The following is a 19814-nucleotide window of genomic DNA, read 5'->3' as shown; positions in this document are numbered from 1 at the left end:
GAGGTCGGATGGTCTTGATTGCCCATCTGTTGGTATCGCTTCTCAGATGGTTGTTGACCGTATGACGGTCGATAGATTACTTCTCGTCTGTTCCAGACAAGGACAAGCGGCTGGCACCCTTCGTCATCTGGTGAATATCAGATTGACCGTATGACGGTCGATGGATATCTCATAGATGCTCACCGCACCCAGTCTGTACAGTAGCAGCCGAGGCTGCAGTACCACTCTATACAACCAGTGCCAGCAGGTGAGCGAACGAAGTGAGTGAATGCTTTTCAGGTGGTTGGGCAATAAGCCAAACCTAGCTCTTGATCTTTCTTCTTGCGTAAGCAAGAGATGATTTTGTCGTGTAACGACGAGATTAAGATAGCTTCACAGCATCGCTGTGGTTCTATTTCTTCTGATTTTTGGATGGGCTATTACCCATCTGTTCCCTCTTCTTTTCTCTAGCTCAATCATGCAGGGTGGATACCCTGAAGAAGAAAAGCCCTGTCCGTCGCCGGACGAGGGAGGAGCTTGAAGGGGGGGGGGGGGCGTGTCGCGCTGACACGAAGCGCCCCTTTGAATTTGGTGGGAATTGATTGTCATCAATACATCCCCTCCTGGCGCTTTGTGGCGTGAGCTGCTGACCTCATGGTCACTGCGCATGCTGTCCGATGTCCGGCTCTATACATATGGTGGGCGCTGGTCGGACGCGCATGCGAAAGGCGTTAGTTGGTCGCGGCCAGCCATCCTTGAGACTCAACGTAATCAAGGAAATGATCAACGCCATTAGGCTCCGGAATCAGGGGCCTATCCTCAGTATGCCGCACCGATGGTGCTTCAGCGTCCGGAGTGCCTTGAAGAGTATTCGTTACCCTGGTTGTGCGTTCGACGAGCGTAGCTGTTGGCTCTGCACCGAGCCCGCTGACAAGCTTCAGGATGTGCTGTCGAGCATCGTACGCTTGCTTGCGTTGAGCCATCTCAGCATCTTCGCTGTCCTCTGAGGTGCAAGCAGCGTGGGTCTCCATGAACTCGTTGATGGCTTCATCGACACGAGCCATCAGGTTCAACGCAGTCTGCTCAAGGAACAGGCGACTTGCAGTAGGTGCTTGGTCATCGATCCAGTCCATAACGAACACAGGTTGGGTGCCGTTGGAGGTGGAGCATTCACGCACTTTCTCTTTGACACGTTTGATCACGCTGTAATCAAAGGAGCTTTCATAGCGTCCTTCCACAGTGTTCCACTTGCAGCCATATTCTTCGTGCAGAATGCCCCGGAGCTCATGGTTTTTGACTCCTTGTGCACGAATTGCGAGTTTGTATACACGACTCACTGATTTGCTAAACGGTGTGGAGATTTCCTTCGGTACATCTCTAACAAGCTGTTTAACCTTACGCTCAGGAAGCCCAGTGGCTGCCATGATTGCAGCGTAAGAATTTCCCTCGCGACGCAGCTGTATAGCCCGTTCCTCTGGCGTGGACGCAGTGGTGGTTGGTGTTTGCTGGGTGGGGGTCGGTGCTTGAGCGTGCTCGTAATTTGCCGAGCTGGCAGGCAAATTCAAAGCGGATGGATGCTGCATTGATAATCTCCTTTAGTTCATTTTCGATAGGCATTCCTCTCGGGTTGTGCCGGTTCTTGGGTGTGCGTGTGTTTGGCAATCCGCAGGCATTGCTAGGGGCTCATGCGAGGCTTCCATGATAACTGAAGCTGCGCACGGTATGCTGAGCATTGCTGGTCGGGCTTGGGATTATATTTTCTGTAGCGTTGAAGGTCAATTAATAATTTTATAGCTTGGTGGCTTCGTGTCTGTCTGACATCTGGCTTTAAAACAAGCGATTAGAGCGACGCAGGGTAGCACCTGCTACCTATCTATACCCTTAAGCAAGATCACGCTCAGAATCCATGCCAGAAGTCTTGTAGGGGCATTCCTACCAGGGCTTGTAGTGATCCTAAGAGGTATGCGTTTAATTCGTCGATTAACGTTAGATTCAGTGAGGGATTTGATTTGCTGTGTTTAGCATTAGCACGACAATCCCCAATGTTTATCGGGTTGAGACCAGCAGCTAGTCATATTTGCGAGGCACAAAAAAGCCTCGCTGATTGATTCGGCGAGGCTTATGTGTCTGTTCTTGCCATTGTTAGTAACTCAGGTTGGGGTGTTATTCTGGAATCTCCAGAGGGGTGTAACAAGCTTGTACTTGTTTCTCAATCTCAGCCAGTTGTTTGGCTTCTTTTTCACGAAGCGCTTTGGCTTCTTTTTCTTTTTGAGTCTGAATCAGTTGCTGCCGCAATAGGTCTTGGTAGCGGGTGTGCTCAGATCGAAGCCATTCCGTATACTCCTCTTTTACTTTGGTCCTGATCGCTACAATGTCTTCCTCCTGCATTGATGTAGGTTTGATGAGGTAGCAGTTGTAGTTCAATGATTCAAAGGTGACAGGGTACTTGTTGCATACTTGGTAGCCCAGGCCCACTTTTTCAGCAACAATCTCCAAGAACTGATGGGGTAAATCTTTCCGAATCATTTCCCGAGATTGCGCAGTGTGGCGGTACGCATGGAGTTCTCGATCCATGCGCTGCTCATACTCGTCATCAGACCACTTTGGTGGCACGCCATTGATCTTAATCTTTTCATTACTCATTGATTGTTTCCTTTTGTTTGTTGTTCATATGTTTGTGATAGCAATTCATGATTAATTCTTTGTAAGTGGTTCCGCTAAGCTTCTTTGTGGTTGCCTGAGGATTGGTAGTGTGGCTCTCAGTTGCAGTTGCTTGTTTGGCTTTACAAGCTTTGCCACGTTCAACAGCAGATTCAATGTTCTGTATGATTCGATTTGCATTAGTCATTTGTACTCACCGCCGATCAGCTTTAATCCATACTTGGTGATCAAGATATCAATCTGATCGACGCAGCGGCGATAATCCGATTTGTCACCACAGGTTGATGCCGATTGCTTGATCGCTTCATAGTGTTTGACTTGCTCAATTGCTAACCAGCGAGCGACATCATCAACAGTTACGTTATCCATTCTTTATTCTCCTTCTACTTGGGTCAGTGACATGGTCATTAATGCATCTCTAGGCCCCGTATTCCGTGGTCTGTAGCGATGCAAAAACAGGGGGTCTGTAGGGTACCTTCCCTAAAGAAAAACCTCTCAAAACGCGTTATAGAGCGTCCTGGGGGCATATAGGTTTACGTGTGTTCTAGATGGTTGCGGTTTTGAAGCACTCAAGGAAGGCGGGAGATTTCATTGCAAACTCACCCGCGTCAACGCAGGTCCCTGTGTCCCTATGCTTTGCAAGCAATGACCAATACCGTTCTAGCACAAGCCGTGATACAGGAATCAGTATGTGCTGCTTTGCAAGCTTCTCCGGCTTGTCGTCTTCAAACGCATTCACAATCAAGTTTGAGGGGCGATGGACAATGAGATAGTTGTTATTCATTGTTCTGCACCATCCGAACTAGGTAGTCGTCAATGCCAGCTCGTGCCTTGAATGCTTTGATAGTGAGGTTTGTGTATGTATCAAGCGGGATGCGAACCTTAACTAACACGGTGCTGGTTTGATTTGAGCGAAACAGCTTAGTGCGACAGGACGGTGAGCAGGTTTTTGCATCACTCCTCTTGTTGCTTAACGAGCTATTGCAAATGGAGCAGGTGCGAGGAATCGTCATATAACCTCCTTGGTTTATGAGTATGGGGTTGTGTTGTGGAAATGAACGGGTAATTCGATTTGGCAAAAAAAGCCCCCTAGGCTGCAACAGCAGAAGGAGGCTATAGGAGTAAGTGCTATATCACCCCAGGGGTGAAGGCGATCTAGCTAAATCGCTGACTGAAATAAACTCAACTCAAGAAACAGTCAGCGTTTTGGATATTGCTAGAGAGGAATCGAATAAATAACTCGACATGTATTAATTGTAACAATCAGATTTGAATTTTGTCAATACATGTTGCAATATAGTTATATTAATTTAAGTGAGGTCGAATGATAGGTTTGATAGAGCCTCTAGCTTTTGTCGGGGGCTTGCACCTTCGTCATAAACATCAAATGTTACTAACCCGGTTTCATGGCCGACGATGTTTGCCACAGTGGGACCAACTACGCCAGCCCTCAGCAGGAGAGTAACAACCATTGCCCTCACACTGTGGAATACGTGCTGTCTTCCATAGCCTTCACCCGTTTTCAGTCTCCCGAATGCTTTGCTGAATGAGTCTGATCTGATGCCGTATTTGTTGCCAGTAGAGGCGGGAAGTAGGAAGCCGTCTGTACTGGTTGCAATCAGTCGTTCTACTGTGGCCTGAATTGCTGGGTGTACTGGTATTTCCCTAATGCCAGCGGCTGTTTTACTGTCTTCGATCTTAAAGCTTAGAATCCCCTCAATCTTGACTACAGTCTCTTTTCGAAGCTGAGCAAGCTCTTCAATACGGCAGCCTGTATAGGAACCCAGTTCAATCAAATCGCATAGAGATTGACGGCCTTGATCCTTGGCAGCTTTGTATAGGCCTTCTATCTGCTCTTGGGTGAATGCCTTACGTGCTGCCTCTACTTTAGCCTTGCCGCGAACCTTCGGAAGCTCTTGTTCTTTGAATGGGTTGTCCTGACCTTTGTGCAACTCCTGCCAGTGTGAGTCGTTTTTCATTGCCCATTTCCAGAATGTTGAACCGGCTAATAGATACTGGGCTTTGGTCTTGCTTGATAAATTGAGCGTTTCCAGCCAGCCAGCGACAATCTCATTGGTCAAGGGTTTACCTTGATCGCGTAGATGGTGTGAGAGCTTCTTAAGCTTGCTTTCCTGCTGGTCTATGGTCTTGTCTGCAATACCTTCCTTCACTCGGTAAGAACGGAATTTCTCTAAGCGGCCATCTGTAATGGGGCTGACAGGTTTGTACATTGCTGGGTTATGCACAATGGCCTTTGCTTCCTGATGCTCAGCGTCAGAAAGGCTGTACTCGTCCGCAATACATGCTGCTTCCATATCTGCCATGAGCGTCAGAAGCTCATTGTGCAGATCAATACCGGCACCAGCGGTGATACCGTTCTCAAGCGCGGCAACGTACCGCTTCGCGTAGTCTGTGAGTCTGCTTGCAAGAATATCTTGTCCTTCGTTGCGAAGGTCGCTGATCATTTCTGGCAGTTGCTCAAACCATGAAAAATCAGGCTTGGTTTCGTGTGGAGAGAGGGGGGTGTAAATACGGGTGACTGCATCGTTTCGATGGGCCGTCAGATTCAAGCCTGCCTGATGCTGGGCAAGTCTCCACTGGTCGCCTGCTACGAACTTCTGCTCCCTTGCTGCGGCAATTTGAGCTTTCCACTGGGCGAGGTAGGGTAGACGCCGAACCATCGCTTCGGCCCGGTTGCTCGTGCCGGTGGTCTTGATTAGCTTGGCACGCCCACCAAAGGCATGTCGCACATCGGCAGGCACTGCCAAGCGAACGTACCATGTCGATTCTCCGTCTTTTTGGGTGAGGTGGTCGGCCATCTGAGTAATCTCCAGTTTGACCACTCATTTTGACCACTCATGCCCATAAAAGCCAATAGATACCGTGGTTTCTGGGCTGTAGATCTGAAATCTTAGAGTCCCTATCTCTCCGCCATACATAGAGAAGCCCTGCAGATGAAAGTCTGCGGGGCTTTTTCTATTGGCTTTTTGGGGGAGGTGCAGCGCGTAATCCTCCGAGCGTTCGCAATCATTCCGTCAGGCCTACTACGAAAAGCGTGGGGACACTGCGAGGTTGTGATTCTGAACGTGGTCTAGCACTTCGAGGTGCATGAGCGTTATCGGGCGGCGAAGAACAAGTGGCGTGTATTCAAAGGCGATTGTGCGTTTGCGTTCATCCCAGGAAGCTGGCGATGGTTGATAGCATTCTTATGCCATCCAGTTGTGGCTGCACTAAATTCAAGGCGGTGTAACGGTGATAACCGTCGAGCCGGAGAACGCACCTGGTGTCACGGACCCTCGGGTGAAAAGGGTCGATTCAATATTCATTGGGGTAACCTGGTCATTTGTAACTGCCACGTTGATGCCCGCCGTGGCGTCCTTGCCATTGATCGTAATCTTCGAGTACAGGCTGCCGTCGTCTCTGAGCAATACGCCATTAGCGTTGGTTCTGGAGGCAAACACGGTGACGCTGGCCGGGCCCCGACACTGCAGGTTGAGCTTGGTCGAAGCTTTCGCCCCGTCAACTTCAGCGTCGGATAGGGTTCTATGATTGATATTGGTATCGCCCGTGATATCGCATTGCAGCGCCGGAGCAACAACAGGGGTGCAAGGGCCGAAGGCGTTGTATGCGGATCCAATGTTGGGCCCAACTGTTGCAGAGGCAAAAGAGATACATAGAGTATTGTTTGCGCTGTCGTAAGGGACCAGAACCGAGCCGCTAAGGGGGATTCTGAAACCTGCAGTCTGGAGGTCCCGCAACAAATCGCCCAAGTCTGAGTGGCCGCGCCGAATAGGTACATCCCAATGTGAGTAACTAGCCACAATACGACCCGATGACCACATCGGCATTTTCGCTACCAAGGTAATACCGCAACTAGTGTATCGCGATTCGTCTGAGCTACAAGGGTTCAAGCCACCGTCATTAGTTGTCCAATTGCTGACAGCGAAAGAATAGCGTACACCACTCGCCTCATAACGGCTTTCCGTTGTCTGGATAGTGAAGGCTTGTGCTTGTGCCGCTGCAACGCACATTAGTACAGATGCGAAGGCGTGGCGTAACTTAGGCGTGTACGGATTTTTCATGGTGGTTACTCATAACTCAGTGCAAAGGTCAGCGACGCTTCAAACTCGCCTAGCCCAAGGGTGCGATTGGCTAGCACCTCAGGTGCTCCTTTCAGGTACGCATTGAAGTTGAGGACGTTGTAGCCGTTGGTCAGTTCGCCCATGGGGTGCTTCTTGTTCAACGGCAAGGCGATTCCGCCCGTTGTTTCCAGTCCTACCATCAAGCCTTGTACAGTGCTGCTTTGCAGAACCAGCAGCCCCGGCGGTTCGCTGCTTTCGTTACCTCTGAAGGCGATGCTGACCATGCGTTTGCCGACGTCCAGGTCGCAGTTTTTCAAGCGCAGCTCGATGGGGCGACCCTTGGTTCTGCCGTTTAGGTAAAGGTCCTTGTCGACCACGCTTTTGAAGTCCAGTTTGATCAACTCATCTCTCTCATCCAGCACGCACGGCTCATTCACCAGCGTTCCGGAGAAGTACAGGTTGTCTTCCGTTGCCTGTATCGCCGGCAACCACAGGCTGGCGGTGACCCAGGCGCTCAGGGTAATGGCCCATTTGCCCATGGAGCCTCCTAGTAGAGTTCGGCCATCAGTAATGCCGAAGCGGTAAAGTCGGTGCTGGGTAACTCCGCACCGGTAAGCTTCACCGGCACGGCCTCCAGCAGTGGCGGTGTCGATGCATTTACATCAATCTCTCGGGGTTCATTGGGAATCAGTGCGGTACCGCCGAGCAGTACCTTGATGCCCAGGTCGTTCACCGAGCTTCTCAGCGCGGTCCGATCGAAATCTGCATATTTACCTTTGAGCGTCAAGCGCATGTGCCAAGTGATACCAGCGTCGGATGCACCCGGGCATGAGATCTGGTAAGGAATCGCCTGTCGGTAGCGTTCGCCATCGATGCGGTTGACGGCGATATTGCGCTCGAAGCGCACGTCGATACGCCCGCCCTTGTCGCTGACGATGCAGCCGGGCGGTGCCAGCAGGTTGCCGGTGAACTGCAGGTTATCTGCGCCAGCACAGAGTAGGGGCAGGGTGGCCATCGACACTATCGCCAAGGTTCGGTGCAAACTGTTCATCGATAATCCACCACCAGGGTTGCGCTGGCATTCAATTTGCCGGCTTGAACCTCACTGTTTTCGCGCTTGACCAAGACGGCTTGTATAACTGGCTGTTTGCGGGTGTCGAAGTCAGCCCAAGTATTGAGCGCAAGCGGCGCACCGTCTTTTTTCAGGGCGATGCCGAGGTTGTCGTAACCTCGCACCACCAGCAGCGCGGGATCGAAAGCCGGGGTGCCGCGCACCTGGATTCGCAACTCATTGGTCGCCGAGCGGCTGCAGTCGAGTGCGTAATCCAGGGTGATGGTCTTGTAAGTACCATCGATGCCAGCGGTCTGCACATCGCCAAAGGGGCCAGTGATGGGCGCGTTTTTATTGATCACGCATGGGATCGCCGCATACACGACACCCTCGATCTTCACCACCACCTGCTCGTCAGCGTGGGTCAAGGATGCACAGCCAAGCACCATGGCCAGCAGTGCGCGGCGTGCGACGGTCATTGCATAGCCCTCAATCATATGCCAGGTTCACATTGAGGCTGGCGCGGAAGGCGCCCGGGCGCAAAGGGGCGGCTGTGCGCTCAGGGCGGATGTAGTAAGTCAGTCGGTTGTCACCCGGGGAGACGAACCACCCAGGGGCAGTACGGCCCAGGCGTACGTCGTTGCCCTGGACATCGAGCAGGCGCAGGCCAAAACCCTCGGCCCCGATTACTCTGATCAGCGTGGGCGTATCGGCATCGGCGACCGCGTTGAAGGCCAGCGCGGCCACCGGCTCGATGGCGCTCCAGACCAAGGTGCCTTGCTGCTCATCCTGGCGGCCGCCGTTAACGCGTACACAGCCTTGCAGCTTGAGATGCAGGGCTATGGGTGTGCCCTGATCGCCAATGCGCGACAGGCGGGCAGTGCTCAAATCGCCCAGCGACAGGGACTGATAGGCGGAGCTTGGGTCTAGGTAGCAGGCGCTTTCTAGCAAGGTACCGGTGACCTGGAACTCGGCCGTCTGCTGAAGGTTGCCGGCGGCATGAGTCAAGACACTGGCACTACAGAGCCATGCGGCAAGACAGATACGGAGTCCAGGCTTCATGATTTGCCCTCACTGGAATAAGTCGTCGGGTGTCAGCGTTTGCTGGCTACGGGGCTGGCGCTGCAGCTGTCTGCAGCGCAGCTGAATTGCAGTTGCGGACGGCCGCCAAAGTCATTGACGTAGGTCAGCACTGGCTTGTCGCCCAGCGCCTTGCTGCTTACGCCCAGGTCGAGTTGGCCTCTGGGGGCGATCATCAGAGGTTTGAAGTCGGTTGCGCTGGCGGCCTTGAGGTTGGGTGTGGCATCGATCAGCGTGACGTAGTAAGGCGTCGGGTTGTTCACTAGATAGCGGTCGTTCTGGCGGGTCAGGGTCAGCTTTTCCTGCCAGGGGGCTTCGTTGACACCGATCCTCGGTGCGATGGCTACCGGTCGATAGAACAGCTTCACACGCGTTTGCAGGGCAATTTGCAAGGTGTTGGGCTGATCGCTGCGTGGCGGGATTTCGCGCAGGTTGAAGTAGAACAGCGATTCGCGGTCCTGGGGCAGCAGGCCCAGCTCAGGCAGGCCCTGAATTTTCACCTGGCTGTTGGCTCCGGCCTCTAGGCGCTGGATCGGTGGCACCACCACCAGTGGGCTGGTGATTTTTTCGGCCTGCTCGTTCTCGATCCACGCCTGTGCCAGATAGGGCAATTGGGCGTTCTGGTTGCTGACGCTAAGGCTGACCGATTTCTCGCTGCCGGTAAAAATCACCCGGGTGCGGTCCAGCGACACTGCGGCCAGGCTGGATTGCGCCGTGCAGGTGCCAAACAGGGCAAGCAAGGTCAGGGTGTTGCGTTTGAAGCGGGCGTTCATAGAGGTACCTATTGCAAATAGATTAAGCGGCGGAGTCGTCCGCATCGCTGACGGGCTGGCACAGCAGCTCCAGTTGTCGTTCGGGCGATACCACCTGGTCGGGCAGGGTGAAATGGCAGCGCGCGCTGCCGTCCCATTGCAGCGACATGGTTTCGCCCGGCTTCATGCCGCTCAGGTATGTCGATCCTTCTTCACCCACAATGCCGGTTTCCTGCCCGCGGCCGTTCCGTGCGCTGGCGCCAAAGGGCGGCGCGCGGTGGTTGGCCATGCGAATCGTGACCATGGCCTTGTGGCCGGCGATCACATCGAAACGGCGGTAGCCAATCGCGCCTTCGGTCAGGGTTGCCTGGGTAATGGACTGGGTGGCTTCGACATCGTCGGTCAGGTCGTCCAGCACGATGCTGGCCTGGTTGCGGTAGTAGCTGTTGACGTCAGTCACCACCGCCTTGCCGAAACGGTTGGTGCGGGTTATCCCGCCGTTGCCGCGCACTGGTACGTCGGCAACGCCCTGGGTATCGATCATCAGCCGGGTGCCGCCCATGATGTTGCTGCGATGCAGCGCCGAGCCTTCGGCCGTCAGGGTGGCGCCGCCTTGCAGGGACAGCCCGGCCGAGGTGTACTCACCGGCCTGGTAGCTGGCGCTCGCCACTACCTGGGCCTGATCGCCGTCATGCGACAAGAAACCGCTGGCCATTTCACCGCTGGCCGACTTACCAGCGCTGACCATGTAGTGGTTACGCGCATCGATACGGTCGTAATAGCTCAGGCTATGCGAGGTGTCGCCGCGATTGACAGACGAGCTGTAGCTGAACGAGCCGGTGCTGTCCCAGGGGATGCTGACCGACAGGTAGGCACCGTCATCGGAGTTGCCGTTACCCTTGTTCTGGTACGCAGTCAGCGACAGGCTGAGGTTTTTCAAACCACCGACATCGAAATAGCGCGACACCGACAGGCTGTAGCGGTCGCTCGCCTGGCTGTTCCAGTAAGTCTGGTGGTTGTAGTTGAAGTACATGCTCAGCGCCGAATCGCGAAATTGTTTGCTCACTGTCGCGGTGTACAGCTCCTTGCTCTGGTTCAGCGGTTGGCTGCCCCGTCGGGCTTCGACGAATTCGTTCATGCTCATGTAGTTCTCCTCGGAGAACCGGTAGCCGGCAAAGGTGATCTGGCTGTCGTATTCGTCGAAGCGCTTGGAATAACTGGCCCGGTAGGACTTGCCACTGAGTGTGTCGCGGTCTGGGATCGTGGCCCGTGACTGGGTGACGTCGAACGACAGTGCACCGAAGGCCATCAGGTCGCGGCCCACGCCCACGGCGAGAGATCCATAATCCTTGGCACCGAGGCTGCCGCCATACAGCGACCAGCCGTTGCTCACACCCCAGGAAAATTCACCGGTTGCGAACGCGGGGCCATCGAGTTGATGTTCCCAGTCAGAGGGTTTGCCGGCAGCCAACTTGTAGCGCACCGTGCCCGGACGGGTCAGATAAGGGATGCTGGCGGTGTCCATCTGAAACTCCTGGACGCTGCCATCCTGTTCCTCAACGCGCACGTCAAGCTGGCCAGAGACCGCGTCGTTGAGGTCCTGGATTCGAAACGCCCCTGGCGGCACCTGGGTGTCGTAGAGCACCCGGCCTTGCTGGCGAATGATCACGCGCGCGTTGGTGCGGGCCACACCGCTGACTTCCGGGGCATAGCCCCTCAGGTTGGGGGGCAGCATGTTGTCGTTGCTGCTCAGGTTGACGCCGGTGTAACGGAAACTGCCGAATAGGTTGGAGTCCAGGTAGTCTTCGCCGACAATCAGGTTCGAGCGCAGGGACGGTACGGCGCGTAGCGCGTAGAAACGGCTCCAGGCGAACTGGTTTTGCGACGGTTGGCCATCACTGCGTTGCATCTGGGTCTGCCAGTCGCCGCGCAAGCGCCAAGCGCCCAGGTTGATCCCGGCGGTACCGTTGCCGCTGAGGTTGTCGCTGCGACCTTTACCCCGTGTGCGCTCGGTGGTTTGGGCGTTCAAGTTGTAATCGAACAGCACCCCGGAAATGCCTTCGTCCCAGCGTGAAGGCGGGTCCCAGTTCGCGGCGGTGTACTCCAGCTGATCCTGGGGGATGCTCACGTACAACGCCGAAGTGCCTAGGTTGCCACGGGCTTGCATGCCCGGGACGCTGGCCAGGTCCAGGCAGGCGCCATCGTGCCACCAGGTGAGCGACTTGATAACCTGTTCTTTCAGACCCAATTCATTAACCAATGCCGGCGAAAGACAGGCGACGCTGCTTTTAGGATCGTCTTCGGCCGGAAGATAGTCGACGGCAAACTCCGTCAATGTATCGCGGTTCACGTGCACCATCAGGCTGTATTGGCCGGGCATGATGAAGTTGGCCGAAGCAAACACCCCAAGATCAAGGTTCTCGCGATCCTTGAGGTCCAGTACGTCGGTGTTGAATTGGAATTCTTCGGCTGCACTTGCCCACGTCGCGACACAACACAACGCCGTGGTAGCCAGTACCTTACGGTGATTCACGTGACTAAGTCCTTGAGCGAAACTGCGCGCTAAATTATGTGCAGTTCAGAAGTGCTGAATATTAAGCTTGATAGTGGCGTGATAATCGCCTGCTTCCAGTGCATGGCCGATGCCGATGAGTGTCAGCGTATAATTGAGCATCAAACTGTCGGCAGACAGTGTGTTGTGCTCGAGTAACATGCCAGGTGAAACTAACTTTCCGTGACGATCTTTTATTTGCAAGGCAATGCCTTTTGCGACACCCTCGATAGCAAAGTACTTTCCATGCGATTGTCCTTCGAATGTCAGCTTAAAACGCTGGGAAGCTTCGGTGTCGTTAGGCTTTTCCGATGCAATACAGTCGCTGATATACAGCGTCAAAGATTGTTGTGATGACGTATCGCCGTTTAGCAATCCATTCAGTGCCATGGGTTTGAACGCAATCGTCTGCCGATCGCTACCTACTTGCATATTACAGGCACTGTCCACAATGCTTCCGCCCAGTTGTACACGCCCCTTGAGTGCTTCGGCAGCACAGATGGGCACGACGAGGGGGCAGAGAGTCAGAAGCAGCAGGGCGGTTGAGCGAATCATCTAAACCTCCGCAAACTCCCCGCAATAGCTAATCCGTACGTACTGCGGGGCACCTCATTACGCGATCCGTGCGTACTGCGGAGCACCTCTGTACGCAATCCGTGCGTACTGCGGGGCACCTCAGTGATGAATGAACTTACTGATAAGCGAGAGTGAAGTTGGCGAACGTCTCGAAGTCACCTGGGACGATTTGGGCCGCTGTTGCTGCACCGCCACCTGGTGCGGCAACCATGTCACCCTGCAGATAGGCTTTGAACTCCAGGTAGGTGTCGCCATTAGACAAGGTCTGCGCAGGCGAAGCGTCGCCCAGCTTGATCAGCTCACCGGTGTGGTTGGCGATGGCCAGGCTGGCGCCTTGAGCCGAACCTTTGATTGCCAGCAGGTCAGGGTTGGACGAAGGCGAACCGGTGAAGGTAGCGGTGGCCGACTTCAGGGCGCCCAGTTCACAGCCGCGCAGTTCGATTTTGAAGGTTTTCGGGCTGGATTTGCCGCCGTTTTTCAGGGAAACGTTGGAGATTTCATCCATCTTGACGGTTTGGTATGCCGAGTCCTGAGCAATGGAGCACGGTGCATCGATAATTGCGCCCTTGAAGGTAATAACACCGTGGCCTTGATCTTGGGCAAAGCTGACAGCCGACGTGGCTGCCAGTGCAGCTGCCATAATTGCGCCAGCCAAAGAACTAACTTTCATTTCATACTCCTAGATTGAATTGTGAAGTGCTTGAAGGGACTCAATGGAACACTCTCTCCGCTCAGGTATCTGTGTACCGTTGAGCTGGAGTAAGCCTAGGGGTCGAAAGGGAAGAAATGAGTAGGAAATTGCCTACGGAGGCATAGGAAATTTCCTACAGGCGCATTTATACAGCGATTACCGCGTCAATTCATTGCGTTTGGCAAACTCCGCCAGGTCAACCAGCGACGTAGCGCCCAGCTTTTGCAATAGCCGCGTTTTGTAGGTGCTCACAGTTTTATTGCTCAAAAAGAGCATGTCGCCAATTTGTTTGTTGGAGTAGCCCTGCGCCAAGTATTGCAATACCGTCACTTCCCGGTCGGTTAATGAGCGAATCTGCTCCAGTTCCGACAGTTGGTCGGCAGGGTTGACACTGTCGAACGTGAGCGAGGGAAAGAACGTATAGCCGGCATCCACCGATTTGATCGCTGTAATCAGGCTGCCCAGGTCCTCTTCCTTGTTGACGAAACCGCGCGCACCTAACTGGATACAGCGTCGGCATATAGAATCGGCAGGTTGCGAAGTCAGGATAAGCACCTTGCTACGCACATCTAGCGTTTTAATCTTGGTGATAACGGTAAACCCATCCAGTTTGGGAATACCAATATCGAGAATGACCACCTGCGGGTTGAGCTCGCGTACCAGCTGAACCGCATCCAGGCCATTGTCCGCTTCGCCCACCACGCGCATGCCGTGCTTTTCCAGCAGCACCCGGACTGCAAGTCGAATGACTGGATGATCGTCAACTATCAGAACGCTATGCATAGTGTGAATCTACCTTGAGAACGCGCTTGTTACGGAACGGTATCGATAAGCCACTAGCAGGTTATCACCATTAGCTGCGTAGGACAGAGCTGTACTTGCTTCGGAAATTTCCGATGGATGAGAGGAAATTTCCCATGGAGGTGTCAGATGCGAGCCTTGCAGACTGTGGCTCCTTCAATTGCGTGCGTGTAGACCTGCGATGCAAGACTTGACTGTTCTGGTGCTGGAGGATGAACCCTTCCAGCGCCTTGTCACCGTGACTGCACTGGAAAAAGTGTTGCCGGGGCCCATTCTGCAAGCGGCGGACGGCCACGAGGCCGTTGCTGTGCTGTCAGCCTGCGACGCGATAGACATTATTATCTGTGACTTGAAAATGGCTGGCATGGACGGCTTGGCGTTTCTTCGCCAAGCCAGCAGCAGCGGCAAAATTGGGGCTGTGGTGCTATGCAGCGAACTGGACCCGGCGCTGCGTCAAGCCACGGTCGCGATGATCCACTGTCTGGGCCTGACTTTCTTGGGCGACTTGGGCAAGCCTTTCAACCTGGAAGGTTTCAGCCAGGTGGTCAAACGCTATAGGGAACACTGCAGCGCCGCGCCTAAAGTGTTGTCGCCGGCAGAGCTCCCCACGTTGAACGATGTTCAGCAAGGCTTGGACAACGGAGAGTTCGAGGCCTATTACCAACCCAAATTTACCCTGCAGGGGCAGCAACTGGTTGGCGCAGAAGTGCTTGCACGCTGGACGCACCCTCAATGGGGGGTGCTGCCACCCGCACATTTTTTACCGGTGATGGAAGCGCACAACCTGATCAACCGCTTGTTCTGGCAGCTGTTCGAACAGGGCCTGTCTCTTCAGCAAAGGCTGGCAGCGCAGCGCCAGGGAATCGACCTGGCGTTCAACTTGCACCCGGCGCAGCTGGCGTGCGCCGCGTTGACTGAGCGCATCACCCTGCTGATCAAGCGGTCACAGGTGCCAGCGGCCAGCGTGACGTTCGAAATCACCGAGTCTGGTCTCATCAGTGCACCTGCCAGAAGTCTGGAAAACCTGGTGCGGCTGCGTATGCTCGGTTGTGGCCTGGCCATGGATGATTTTGGCGCCGGTTATTCTTCACTGGATAGACTAAGTGAACTGCCATTTAGTGAAATCAAGCTTGACCGGGCGTTCGTGCGCAAGATGCAAAACCAGCCCAAGAGCGCTGCGATTATCAGTTGCTCGGTGGCGCTGGCCCGGGCGTTAGGCATCTCGCTGGTTATCGAAGGTGTAGAGACCGTCGAGCAACAGGCTCACCTGATTGAGTTGGGCGCCACCCTTGCCCAAGGGTTTTTGTTCGCCCGGCCGATGCCGGAAAGCCACTTCATCGACTTCTGCATGCAGCGCAGGTTGTGAGGCAGGTCCTCATGAACGAGCGACGGCAACCACTTTGAACTATTATTGCGCCGCCACTGGCGGCGATCCCCAGGCTCCTTCGGTTTCTATCTCGCATGCATTTACGTTCTTTCTGCCTGTCCATCGGCCTACTGTTGAGCAGCGTTCCGCTGCTGGCTGCCACCCTGCCTTTGGCCCCGCAGGTGCTGTCCAGCCAGCTGCGTATCGATCGTCACGATATGGCGATCACGACTGAAGACTGGCATTGGCTGCGGCACAAGGCTGAGCTCAAGGTGGGTGTGTATGCAACCGAGTCCGCGCCGTTTTCAGTCTATGCCCAAGATAACCTGTACGAAGGCATCAGCGCCGATGCAACCGCTCTGGTCGCTCAACTCTTGGGCTTGCAGGTGAAGGTCGTTCCCTTTGCCAATGAGCAGGACGCGCGCAAGGCATTGCAGGCCGGTAGTGTCGATGTCATCAGTATTCACGGCAGTACAGAGCCTCGCCCCGACCTGCTGCTGAGCATTCCCTACGCCAGGGACCGGCTGGCGGTGTTCAAACGCAGTGCCGAACCCCGGCATTCACCCCCTGATCTTGCCGGCTTGCGTGTCGCGATCACCCACGAGCATAGCGCCGAGCTCAAACACCGCTACCCGCGGGCCGTTTTTAGGGTGTACGCCGACCATGAAAAAGCGATTGCCGCTGCCGCCTTTGGGCAGGCAGATGTTTACTTGGACGACCTGTACAGCGCCTATTACCTAATCAATCGTTCGTTCTACAACTTTGTCCGTTTTGAGCGTTTCTCGGATGTTCGCGGAGGCGACTACAGTTATGCGCTGAAGGTCGACAACACGCGTATGCAACGGCTTCTCAATGTCGCCCTCACATCCATCGGCGAAGATCAGTTGCGCAATTTGGCCAAGCGATGGGTGGGCAACAGCTTCATCCCCAGTGAAGACCCCATTAGCCTCACCGTGGAGCAAACACGCTGGATACAGCGGCATCCGGTGGTACGCCTGGTGATCAATGATGACCTGGCGCCGGGCGCCTATTTCGATGCTAGCGGGGTGTTTTCAGGCGGCATCGCCGATGTTCTTGAAGTGATCACGCTAAGTACCGGCCTGCATTTTGAAGTGGTTTCCCGCAGTGGTGGCTTCCCCCAGATTATCGACGCGGTGCAGAAGGGCAAGGCAGATCTGGCACTGATGACGGCAAGCTCCGAGCGCGAGGAATACCTGCGCTTTTCCCGGCCACTGCTCAACAGTCCCTTTGTATTGCTTAGCAACATTGACCAGCACGGCAAGCTGGGCAATCTGATCGACAAGCGTGTGGCGGTACCAACAGGTCATGTGGCCATCGAAAAACTGCGCGAGCGTTACCCCGAAGCCAGGGTGGTTGAGGCGGGTGGCTCGCTGGATTCGATGAATCTCCTCTACGAAGGCGATGCGGATGCCGCCATGGTGTCTTTACCCGCTGCTCGCTATTACATCGAGCGTTTATTTCGCGACAAGCTGGCCATCAACCAGATACTTGATGTTGGACCGGCGACGGTCAATTTCGCCATGCGTCGTAGTGACGTAGAGCTGCAGTCGATCATCGATACCGTGTTGCAGAGCATTGCACCGGACGAGCTCAATGCGATTTCCAACCGCTGGCGTTCGCCACCGGGTATGAGCGGTCAGACCTGGGTAGATTATGAGCGACTGATCACTGAAATTGTCGCCGCTGCCGCGCTGTTGCTGTTGTTGTCACTGGTGTGGGTGTTTTACCTGCGTAGGCAGATCAAAGCCCGGCTCAAGGCCGAGCGCATGCTCAACGATCAGTTGCAATTTATCGAGACCCTGACTGACTGCATGCCGCCACCGCTTTATGTCCGTGATACCAAGGGACGAATGCTGTCGTGCAACCGCAGCTATCTCAAAAGCGTTGGCTTGAGCGCTGATGAGGTGTTGCATAAAACGGTCCGGCAGTTACCGAAGGAGAATTTTGAAAGCCTCCCGGAGTTCCATCGCAATTACTCTCAGGCCATGCGCGACGGGCAGACGATCGAGTCGGTACATGCCGTGCGGCTCCAGGGCAAGGAGGCGTGGATCAACCACTGGGTGCAACCGTTTCAGGACTCCCAAGGGGTGACAAAGGGTGTCATCTGTGGCTGGCTGGATATCACCGAGCACCGCCAGTTGGTGGCGCAGTTACGCGAAGCGAAGGCCCATTCGGACGACGCTAGCCGCGCCAAGACCAGCTTCCTGGCCACCATGAGTCACGAAATCCGCACACCGATGAATGCCGTGATCGGCATCCTCGAGCTTGCACTCAAGCGCGCCGACAGCGAGCCAATCGACCGCGCCAGCATTGAGATCGCTCATACATCGGCCAAAAGCCTGCTGGAATTGATCGGCGATATCCTCGACATCGCCCGCATCGAGTCTGGACGCCTTAGCCTGTCGCTTAAACGTGCGAACTTACGTGTTTTGATTGAGTCAGTGGCGCGGGTGTTTGAAGGGCTGGCGCGTCAAAAGCGCCTTGAGCTTTTGCTCGATATCGACTCTAGCATCAACTGTGACGTACTGATCGACGCTCTACGTTTCAAACAGGTTCTTTCCAATCTGGTTAGCAACGCAATCAAATTCACCGAAGCGGGAACAGTCAAAATCAGCATCAGTGGTGTGTTGAGCGAAGCAAGCGTGCTAACTATCAAGCTCAGTGTCGAAGACACTGGCGTGGGTATCAGTTCTGAAGATCAACAACGATTGTTCCGTCCTTTTGTTCAGGCTCAACGAAACTCACATCAAAGCGAAGGCACTGGGCTGGGGCTAGTGATCAGTCGCTCGCTTTGCGAAATGATGGGCGGCCGAGTGAACCTGAGCAGCGCCGTCGGTAGAGGGACTCGCGTCGAAGTCGAGCTAGGCCTGCAGATACTTGAACCTGTTAATTTTACGCCAATAACTGCACTGCCGTTAATTCAACAGCCACGCTATCGTTTGCAAGTATTGATAGTCGATGATCATGAAGTCAATCGACAGGTACTGCGTCAGCAGCTGAATTTTCTGGGTCATGATGTCAGCGAGGCGGAAAACGGCCGGTCGGCTTTTGAACGCTGGTGTGAGCACGCTTTCGATATTGTCATTACCGATTGCCACATGCCGGTCATGAGCGGTGCCGAACTTACTCAGGCGATACGGCAGTTAGAGGAGGCTCAAGGGTTGGAGGCTTCCATAATCCTGGGTCTGACCGCTGATGCGCAATCGGAAGAGATAGAGCATTGTCTTAAAGTCGGTATGAATGACTGTCTAATTAAACCGATTGCTTTGGATGAATTGGACGCTCGCTTGTTGCAGTGCTCTAAGAACGAAAGTCCTGCGATCGACTTGCAGTCTACGGAACGATTAGAGGCGAGGCCTGTTTCAACGAGCGTGGTCGACCTTGGGCCCTTGGAAATGTTGATCAGCAGCGAGCCTGAGAAGTTTAGACAGATTCTTGACGAGCTGATCAATAACAACCGCAAGGATTGTAAAGCTCTTGGTATCTTCATGCAGGAAGACCAATTCGAAAAGCTGGCGGAGCTGGCGCACCGAATCAAGGGCGCTGCAAGGGTGGTAAAAGCTGAGCAACTGGTTGAGTGTTGTCGTCAACTGGAGCTTTTGTGCCGTACACCGGAGATGTATCAGAGCCAGATCAGCGATGTCGTGGTAGAGGTTCAGGCTGCTATCACAGCCCTGGAGCAGGCGCTTATGAGTTATAGATAGCGCTCAGGCGACAACCTTAGCCTTTTGGTGAGGCCGTGATCAGGCGTCTCTGTTGATAGTGCTTGCGATGGCAATTGCTCTACGCTGCCCAGCCTGTATACGTCTCAGTGTCCACAGACTCTCCGTCAAGAACGCTGCGAATACTTGGGCATTGTCGAGAAAGCGCGAGGCCTCGAACGGTTTGGTGTTGCTCAAATTCAGATTGAGGACTCGCATAGCGTTGCCTTAATGTTTCATCATCCCCAGCTCAGCATCATCTAGCAGCGCCTTGGCCATCGCGCTCAGGTAATGCGAGGCCCAGATCAGCTTTTGATCACCATCCATCAATCCAGCCAAGGTCATGTCGCGTACGTAGCCCATCAATTCGGAAGCCTGTTCGCGGGCGCTTTGGCAGCAGATGCCCGGCTCGATGCGAAAGAGTGGGTGGGTCTGGTTTTCGCCTTGGTAGAACGTGGTTTTGCCGGCTGTAGTGGGCGGCTTGGGGGTGTCTGTAGTCATC

18 protein-coding genes are annotated in these 19814 nt (G+C 54.4%); 2 read left to right on the top strand and 16 right to left on the bottom strand.

What is annotated here, in order from left to right; all coding sequences use genetic code 11:
* Positions 1–710 precede the first annotated feature (710 nt).
* The 15 genes from NP534_RS17420 to NP534_RS17350 form a co-directional block, all read right to left on the bottom strand.
* Positions 711–1562 (bottom strand): hypothetical protein, encoded by an 852-nt coding sequence (locus NP534_RS17420; protein ID WP_274099528.1) that lies wholly within the window; start codon positions 1560–1562, stop codon positions 711–713.
* Between the two features lie 580 nt (positions 1563–2142).
* Complete coding sequence (locus tag NP534_RS17415) at positions 2143–2622, bottom strand: hypothetical protein (RefSeq protein ID WP_274099527.1); 480 nt, start codon at positions 2620–2622, stop codon at positions 2143–2145.
* The gene (locus NP534_RS17410; protein ID WP_274099526.1) at positions 2615–2827 is read right to left on the bottom strand and encodes a hypothetical protein; all 213 of its coding nucleotides are present in this window, start codon (positions 2825–2827) and stop codon (positions 2615–2617) included. The genes NP534_RS17415 and NP534_RS17410 overlap by 8 nt, the downstream gene beginning before the upstream one ends.
* A complete protein-coding gene (locus NP534_RS17405) occupies positions 2824–3009 on the bottom strand; it encodes a hypothetical protein (RefSeq protein ID WP_274099525.1) in 186 nt (61 codons plus the stop codon). Before NP534_RS17405 ends, NP534_RS17410 begins: the two co-directional genes overlap by 4 nt.
* 941 nt (positions 3010–3950) lie before the next feature.
* A complete protein-coding gene (locus NP534_RS17400; protein WP_274099524.1) occupies positions 3951–5459 on the bottom strand; it encodes a DUF6538 domain-containing protein in 1509 nt (502 codons plus the stop codon).
* Between the two features lie 417 nt (positions 5460–5876).
* On the bottom strand, positions 5877–6722 hold the full coding sequence (locus NP534_RS17395; RefSeq protein WP_274099523.1) for an MrpH family fimbial adhesin: 846 nt from the start codon (positions 6720–6722) through the stop codon (positions 5877–5879).
* Between the two features lie 5 nt (positions 6723–6727).
* Positions 6728–7261 carry a fimbrial protein gene (locus NP534_RS17390; protein WP_274099522.1) on the bottom strand — a complete coding sequence of 178 codons (534 nt, stop codon included), beginning with the start codon at positions 7259–7261 and terminating at the stop codon, positions 6728–6730.
* A gap of 8 nt (positions 7262–7269) precedes the next feature.
* Positions 7270–7773 carry a fimbrial protein gene (locus tag NP534_RS17385; protein ID WP_274099521.1) on the bottom strand — a complete coding sequence of 168 codons (504 nt, stop codon included), beginning with the start codon at positions 7771–7773 and terminating at the stop codon, positions 7270–7272.
* On the bottom strand, positions 7770–8252 hold the full coding sequence (locus NP534_RS17380; RefSeq protein ID WP_274099520.1) for a fimbrial protein: 483 nt from the start codon (positions 8250–8252) through the stop codon (positions 7770–7772). Before NP534_RS17380 ends, NP534_RS17385 begins: the two co-directional genes overlap by 4 nt.
* A 10-nt stretch (positions 8253–8262) precedes the next feature.
* Positions 8263–8781: a fimbrial protein gene (locus NP534_RS17375; protein WP_274099519.1), complete on the bottom strand. Its 519-nt coding sequence runs from the start codon at positions 8779–8781 to the stop codon at positions 8263–8265.
* Between the two features lie 86 nt (positions 8782–8867).
* Positions 8868–9626, bottom strand: coding sequence for a fimbria/pilus periplasmic chaperone (locus NP534_RS17370; RefSeq protein ID WP_274099518.1), 759 nt, complete (start codon positions 9624–9626; stop codon positions 8868–8870).
* Positions 9627–9648: 22 nt separating this feature from the next.
* The gene (locus tag NP534_RS17365; RefSeq protein ID WP_274099517.1) at positions 9649–12138 is read right to left on the bottom strand and encodes an outer membrane usher protein; all 2490 of its coding nucleotides are present in this window, start codon (positions 12136–12138) and stop codon (positions 9649–9651) included.
* 45 nt (positions 12139–12183) lie between these two features.
* Positions 12184–12711: a fimbrial protein gene (locus NP534_RS17360; RefSeq protein WP_274099516.1), complete on the bottom strand. Its 528-nt coding sequence runs from the start codon at positions 12709–12711 to the stop codon at positions 12184–12186.
* Positions 12712–12847: 136 nt separating this feature from the next.
* Entirely contained in the window at positions 12848–13372 is a 525-nt protein-coding gene (locus tag NP534_RS17355) for a fimbrial protein (RefSeq protein ID WP_274099515.1), read from the bottom strand.
* Between the two features lie 207 nt (positions 13373–13579).
* Entirely contained in the window at positions 13580–14206 is a 627-nt protein-coding gene (locus NP534_RS17350) for a response regulator transcription factor (RefSeq protein WP_274099514.1), read from the bottom strand.
* Between the two features lie 199 nt (positions 14207–14405).
* On the opposite strand from NP534_RS17350, the gene NP534_RS17345 reads away from it, so the two are divergent.
* Both NP534_RS17345 and NP534_RS17340 read left to right on the top strand, forming a co-directional pair.
* A complete protein-coding gene (locus NP534_RS17345; RefSeq protein ID WP_227696319.1) occupies positions 14406–15590 on the top strand; it encodes an EAL domain-containing response regulator in 1185 nt (394 codons plus the stop codon).
* Positions 15591–15685: 95 nt separating this feature from the next.
* Positions 15686–19315 carry an ATP-binding protein gene (locus tag NP534_RS17340; protein ID WP_274099513.1) on the top strand — a complete coding sequence of 1210 codons (3630 nt, stop codon included), beginning with the start codon at positions 15686–15688 and terminating at the stop codon, positions 19313–19315.
* Positions 19316–19540: 225 nt separating this feature from the next.
* Here the strand turns inward: NP534_RS17340 and NP534_RS17335 are convergent, their stop codons facing one another.
* Positions 19541–19813 carry a DUF3077 domain-containing protein gene (locus NP534_RS17335; protein WP_033699807.1) on the bottom strand — a complete coding sequence of 91 codons (273 nt, stop codon included), beginning with the start codon at positions 19811–19813 and terminating at the stop codon, positions 19541–19543.
* Position 19814 lies beyond the last annotated feature (1 nt).

Source organism: Pseudomonas sp. 39004 (assembly GCF_028682155.1).
GTDB lineage: Bacteria > Pseudomonadota > Gammaproteobacteria > Pseudomonadales > Pseudomonadaceae > Aquipseudomonas > Aquipseudomonas capeferrum.
This window is presented reverse-complemented; position numbering and strand designations above follow the sequence as displayed.